General features: G+C 65.1%; 5 protein-coding genes. 4 read left to right on the forward strand and 1 reads right to left on the reverse strand.

Translation table 11 applies throughout. From position 1 onward, the window contains the following. The first annotated feature begins 287 nt into the window (after positions 1–287). The 3 genes from PF446_RS12390 to PF446_RS12400 all read left to right on the forward strand — a co-directional run bounded on the left by PF446_RS12390 (position 288) and on the right by PF446_RS12400 (position 3,125). Positions 288–1,103, forward strand: a complete 816-nt coding sequence (locus tag PF446_RS12390; protein ID WP_298072050.1) for an AMP nucleosidase — start codon at positions 288–290, stop codon at positions 1,101–1,103. A gap of 80 nt (positions 1,104–1,183) precedes the next feature. Next, positions 1,184–2,509, forward strand: a complete 1,326-nt coding sequence (locus tag PF446_RS12395) for an APC family permease (RefSeq protein WP_298072052.1) — start codon at positions 1,184–1,186, stop codon at positions 2,507–2,509. A gap of 52 nt (positions 2,510–2,561) precedes the next feature. Continuing rightward, the gene (locus PF446_RS12400; RefSeq protein ID WP_298072053.1) at positions 2,562–3,125 is read left to right on the forward strand and encodes a GNAT family N-acetyltransferase; all 564 of its coding nucleotides are present in this window, start codon (positions 2,562–2,564) and stop codon (positions 3,123–3,125) included. A 39-nt stretch (positions 3,126–3,164) separates the two neighbouring features. Here the strand turns inward: PF446_RS12400 and PF446_RS12405 are convergent, their stop codons facing one another. Beyond that, the gene (locus PF446_RS12405; protein WP_298072055.1) at positions 3,165–4,490 is read right to left on the reverse strand and encodes a DEAD/DEAH box helicase; all 1,326 of its coding nucleotides are present in this window, start codon (positions 4,488–4,490) and stop codon (positions 3,165–3,167) included. Positions 4,491–4,925: 435 nt separating this feature from the next. On the opposite strand from PF446_RS12405, the gene PF446_RS12410 reads away from it, so the two are divergent. Next, positions 4,926–5,851 (forward strand): NADP-dependent oxidoreductase (locus PF446_RS12410; protein WP_298072057.1); only part of this gene is annotated, 926 nt, incomplete at its 3' end.

Raw genomic sequence — 5,851 nt, forward strand, 5'->3', positions numbered from 1 at the left:
TCCCCCTATCGCGAGAGCGAACAATGCCGCGATGGCAAGGATGATTCCGACGACGATCAGCATGGCAGCCTCCTTCAGTCCTTTTGATCATTGTGCCGGGCGTGCACGCGTGCTGCCAAAAAATCCACGCAGGCCAGTGCACTGCCGTTCATGCTTGACGGCCGGGACGCGGCTTGCGGTAAGGCGTAAACTGATACGGACACGAGAAACAAATGTGACCTGCCGGCGTGGCGTCGCCGGCGACGCGCGCCACCTGTCGTGGTGCGCCCTGTGCGGGAAATGACAACGTGAAGGAAAAGCAAGATATCGTGGCCAACTGGCTGCCACGCTATACCGGTACCGAACTGGAAGACTTTGGCGAACACATCCTGCTGACCAATTTCGGCAACTATGTGGAACTGTTCGCAAAGTGGCACGACGTGGAGATCCGCGGCAAGGATCGGCCCATGTCCAACGCCACCGCCGACGGCATCACCATGATCAACTACGGCATGGGCAGTCCCAATGCCGCCACCGTGATGGACCTGCTCTCGGCCATTTCGCCGCAGGCGGTGCTGTTCCTGGGCAAGTGCGGCGGGGTCAAGAAGAAGAACCGGATCGGCGACCTGATCCTGCCCATCGCCGCCATCCGTGGCGAGGGCACCTCCAACGACTACCTGCCGCCGGAAGTGCCGGCGTTGCCGGCCTTCCAGCTGCAGCGCGGCGTGTCGACCATGATCCGCGACCTCGGTCACGACTACTGGACGGGCACGGTATTCACCACCAACCGCCGCGTCTGGGAACATGACGAGAAGTTCAAGCGCTACCTGCGCCAGACCCGCTGCATGGCGGTGGACATGGAGACGGCGACCATCTTTGCCGCCGGCTTCGCCAACGGCATTCCGACCGGCGCGTTGCTGTTGGTGTCCGACCAGCCGATGATTCCCGAGGGCGTGAAGACCGAGGCCAGCGACCGCAAGGTCACGGCCAACTACGTCGAAGCGCACATCAAGATCGGCATCGAGGCGCTCAAGCTGGTGCGCCGGCACGGCCGCAGCGTCAAGCACCTGCGCTTCGAGGAAGATCTGGACAGCGACCTGGAGGACGCTGACCCGGAGGATTGATCGTCCGCGCACGTCTTGGACGACCATGCGGCCGGCGCTGTGTGGATAATGGCCGCTAACGTTGGCAATCCGGGGGCAGCATGGCTCAGGACGAGGACAGGCCGGGCGTTGGCTTCTGGGGCGCGGTCGCCATCGGCGTCGGCGGCATGGTCGGCGGCGGCATCTTTGCGGTGTTGGGGCTGTCGGTCAAGCTCACCCGCGGCGCCGCGCCGCTGGCTTTCGCGCTGGCCGGCCTGGTGGCGCTGGTCACCGCCTGGTCCTATGCGCGGCTCTCGGTAGCGTATCCCTCGCAGGGGGGCACCGTGACCTTTCTCTACAAGGCCTATGGTCCCGGTCTGTTCACCGGTGCCGCCAACGTGCTGCTGTGGATCAGCTACATCATCATGCTTTCGCTGTACGCGCATGCGTTCGGAAGTTACGGAGCGCAGCTGTTTGCACCGGGCCACCGCGGGTTGTGGACGCACGCGCTGATCAGCGCGGTGATCATCCTGGTCACGCTGCTGAACATGTTCAGCGTCAAGGCCATTGGTGCGGCCGAACGCTGGATTGTGGCGATAAAGGTGTTGATCCTGACGGGCTTCGTGGTGCTGGGCATGGCCGGCATGAGTGTGCATCGACTGGCGCCCTCGCAGTGGGCCGGCTGGTTGCCGGTTGTGGCTGGCGGCATGGTCATCTTTGTCGCTTACGAAGGCTTCGAGTTGATCGCCAACTCCGCCGAGGACGTGAGTGATCCCAGGCGCACGCTGCCGCGTGCCTATTACACGTGTGTGGGTTTCGTGATCGTGCTGTACATCGCGGTGGCGGCGGTGACCCTGGGCAATCTTTCGGTCGACGGCATCGTCGCGGCCAAGGACTATGCACTGGCCGAGGCCGCAAGGCCGTTCCTGGGTGAGTCCGGCTATCTGGTGATCACCATTGCCGCATTGCTCTCGACCACCTCGGCGATCAACGCCACCCTGTATGGTGCCGCGCGGCTGAGCTACGTGATCGCGCGTGACGGCGAGCTGCCGTCATTCCTCGAGCGGCGGATCTGGAATCGTCCGCTCGAGGGACTGCTGATCACCGCGGTGTTGACCCTGGTGATGGCCAATGCGTTCGACTTGTCCAACATTTCCACCATGGGCAGCACCGGATTCCTGCTGATCTTCGCGGCGGTCAACGCAGCCCATGCGCGGATGGGCGCAGGCAGCCGTTTCAAGACCGCGATGGCCTGGGGCGGTGCGGGTCTGTGCTTGCTGGCGCTTGCCAGTCTGCTGGTGGAGACGGCCATGCGCTCGCCCGCTCAGTTGTGGGTCCTGGTGGCGATGCTGGGACTGGCTCTGGGTATCGAAGTGATCTATCGGGGTGTTTCCAGGCGCGGCATCCGCATGGATACCGATACCGGGGATGTGCCCGGCGGGCCGTAGCGGCTATCCTCGCGACCTGAGCCGGCGGCGCCCGGAGCCGCGGAGTCCTGCGATGTACCCGTTTCCCGAACTGCTTACGCCGCGCACGCGCATCGGGCTGGCCACGTTGGAGGAGGCGCAGATGCTGCAGCGCTACCGGGTGGACAATCGAACGCACCTGGCGCCCTGGGAACCCGAGCGCACACCCGGGTACTACACGCTCGAGGCCTGCGAGCACAGCATTGCCGACAGCAGGGACGCTGCATTGACCGATCGGGCCTATCCGCTGCTGGTATTCGACCCCTCACGCAGCCGCGTGCTGGCCAGTTTCACATTTTCCAACGTGATGCGCGGGGTCTTCCAGGCCGCACACCTGGGGTACGGCATCGACCATGCGCACGAGAACCAGGGCTTGATGTTCGAGGCGCTGGAGGCGGGCATGGGCTTCGCTTTTGGCAGCTTGGAGCTGCATCGCGTGATGGCCAACTACATGCCGCACAACCGTCGCAGCGAACGCCTGCTTGGGCGTCTGGGCTTCGAGCGCGAGGGCTATGCGCGCAGCTATCTGCGCATTGCCGGGGTCTGGCGCGACCACGTGCTCACGGCCCGGCTCCATCCCGACCACGCTGCGGCATAACCCGGACGCGGCACGCCGCATCCGGGGCATGGGTTTTTCTTACGGATTGCGCTGTGCGCGACCGCCGTGTCCACGACCACGCCGCTTGGCGGCATTCTGCGTGTTGCCGCCGGGCTTGCGCTCGTGCGTGTGCGGGCGACGCTGACGCGAGGATTTGCTGGTGTTCTGGCGCTGGCCGCCTTGGCGTGGCCTGGGCGCACCGGCATCCATGCGCAGCGGCTGGGTCGGCGCGAAGCCGCTAACTGCCGTGATCTCGATGTCCTGCTTGAGCAGCAACTGGATGTCGCGCAACAGGCCCGATTCCTCGTGGCTGACCAGAGAGATGGCCAGACCCTCGGTGCCGGCACGGCCGGTGCGGCCGATGCGGTGCACGTAGTCTTCGGCAACCATCGGCAGGTCATGGTTGATCACCATCGGCAACTGTTCGATGTCCAGGCCGCGGGCGGCGATATCAGTGGCCACCAGCACGTTGACCTTGCCGCTCTTGAAGTCGGCCAGGGCACGGGTGCGCTGGTTCTGGCTCTTGTTGCCATGGATCGCAGCGCAGCGCAGGCCGGAATTGGAAAGGTGCTTGCACAGCTTGTCCGAGCCATGCTTGGTGCGCGCAAACACCAGCGTCTGGCGGCGGCTGTCCTCGGCCAGGATATGCAGCAGCAGGTCACGCTTGCGCTCGGCGTCGACCGGGTGCACGCGGTGGCTGACCGTGGAGACCACGGTGTTGGCCTTGGCGATCTGCACTTCCTTCGGATCGTGCATGAACTGCGCGGCCAGGGTCTTGATGGCCGGTGCAAAGGTGGCCGAGAACAGCAGCGTCTGGCGCTTGCCCGGGACCACCGAGAGAATCCGCTTGAGCGCCGGCAGGAAGCCCATGTCGAGCATGCGGTCGGCCTCATCCAGGATCAGGATCTCGATGCCGGACAGATCAATGTTGCGCTGCTGCATGTGGTCGATCAGGCGGCCGGGCGTGGCGATCACGATGTCCACGCCGCGACGCAGCTGCTGGATCTGGTTGCCCATGCCCACGCCGCCGAAGATGGAGGTGCTGCTGAGCTTGAGGTACTTGCCGTAGTCGCGGACCGATGCATGCACCTGGGCGGCCAGTTCACGGGTCGGGGTCAGTACCAGCGCGCGTGGACGCGATGCGCGGGTGTCGCCGGGGCGCTTGCCGTTCGGGAACAGGCGCTCGAGCACGGGCAGGGTGAAGCCGGCGGTCTTGCCGGTGCCGGTCTGCGCGCTGGCCAGCAGGTCGTGGCCCTCCAGCACCACCGGAATGGAGGCGGCCTGGACCGGGGTGGGCTCGGTATAGCCCTGGTCGGAAATCGCGCGCAGCAACGCGGGCGAAAGCCCGAGGGTGTCAAAATTCATGGAATGCTCCTTGGAGGCACGCGCCGATTGGTTCGGGCATGCCGGGCCTGTGCAAACAGGCATGTGACTCGGAGCGTTCCCTGTAAACCGCGCTGCGAGTGGGGAAATGGGGCGGATGTGCACCCTTGGGGGCGAACTTCCCGGTTGTGTGCGTGAGGCCGAATGGTGCGGGCCGTGTCGCGGCAGGGGCTGCCGGTAACGACGGTGATCCGCTTGGGAAGTCGGGGACATCAACGCATACAACGCAACAAGTGTACCTGATGTATCGCCATGCGCACCATGTTTTCCTGCGGCGGTTTGTGGGGATGCGGGTCGCAGGCACGGGACGTCACCCCCTGGATCGGCCCGGATCCGCATGGAACGGTTGAATTTGCCGGTCCCTGCCAGCATTCATGGTGGGCGTATCCATTCCCTCGACGACAAGGATCTTCATCGATGTCACAAGCTACCGACCATAATCGCCGCCTGGTACTCGCCGCGCGCCCCGAAGGCGCGCCGACGCCGGATGATTTCCGTCTTGAGCAGGATCCGGTTCCCGCGCCCGGCGACGGCCAGGTGCTGTTGCGTACGGTGTTCCTGTCGCTCGACCCGTACATGCGCGGACGCATGTCCGATGCCCCGTCGTATGCCCCGCCGGTGGAGATCGGCGAGGTCATGGTCGGTGCCACGGTGTGCCGGGTCGAGGCCTCCAGGCATTCCGGCTACGCGGCCGGCGACTGGGTGCTGGCCTACACCGGCTGGCAGGACTACGCCGTGTCCGACGGCAGCGGCCTGAACAAGCTCGACCCGGCGAAGATGAGTCCCTCCTGGGCGCTCGGCATCCTCGGCATGCCCGGCTTCACCGCCTACATGGGCCTGACCGACATCGGCCAGCCCGAGGCAGGCGAGACCGTGGTCGTTGCGGCCGCTTCCGGTGCCGTCGGATCGGTGGTCGGACAGGTCGCCAAGCAGCTGGGCTGCCGCGTGGTCGGCGTCGCCGGCGGCAAGGAGAAGTGTGACTACGTGGTCGACACGCTGGGTTTCGATGCCTGCATCGATCACCATCGCGAGGACATGCCCGAGCGGCTTGCCGAAGCTTGCCGGGACGGCATCGACGTGTACTTCGAGAATGTCGGCGGCAAGGTCTTCGATGCCGTGTTGCCGCTGCTCAATGCCAAGGCGCGTATTCCGTTGTGCGGCCTGGTCGCCAGCTACAACGCCACCGAACTGCCGCCCGGTCCCGACCGCACGCCGCTGCTGACCGGCACCTTGCTGAAAAATCGCATTCGCATGCAGGGCTTCATCATCTTTGAAGACTACGGCGATCGGTACGACGAGTTCCTGAAGGCGGTGGGCCCCTGGGTGGCCGATGGCAAGCTGCA

Origin of the sequence: Oleiagrimonas sp., assembly GCF_027858935.1 — a bacterium.
Taxonomy (GTDB): domain Bacteria; phylum Pseudomonadota; class Gammaproteobacteria; order Xanthomonadales; family Rhodanobacteraceae; genus Oleiagrimonas.

Bases quoted from the DNA above. Each gene is read 5' to 3' on its own strand.
- PF446_RS12395 (WP_298072052.1), top strand. From the start codon at position 1,184: ATGGCTCAGGACGAGGACAGGCCGGGCGTTGGCTTCTGGGGCGCGGTC.
- PF446_RS12400 (WP_298072053.1), top strand. From the start codon at position 2,562: ATGTACCCGTTTCCCGAACTGCTTACGCCGCGCACGCGCATCGGGCTG.
- PF446_RS12405 (WP_298072055.1), bottom strand. From the start codon at position 4,490: ATGAATTTTGACACCCTCGGGCTTTCGCCCGCGTTGCTGCGCGCGATT.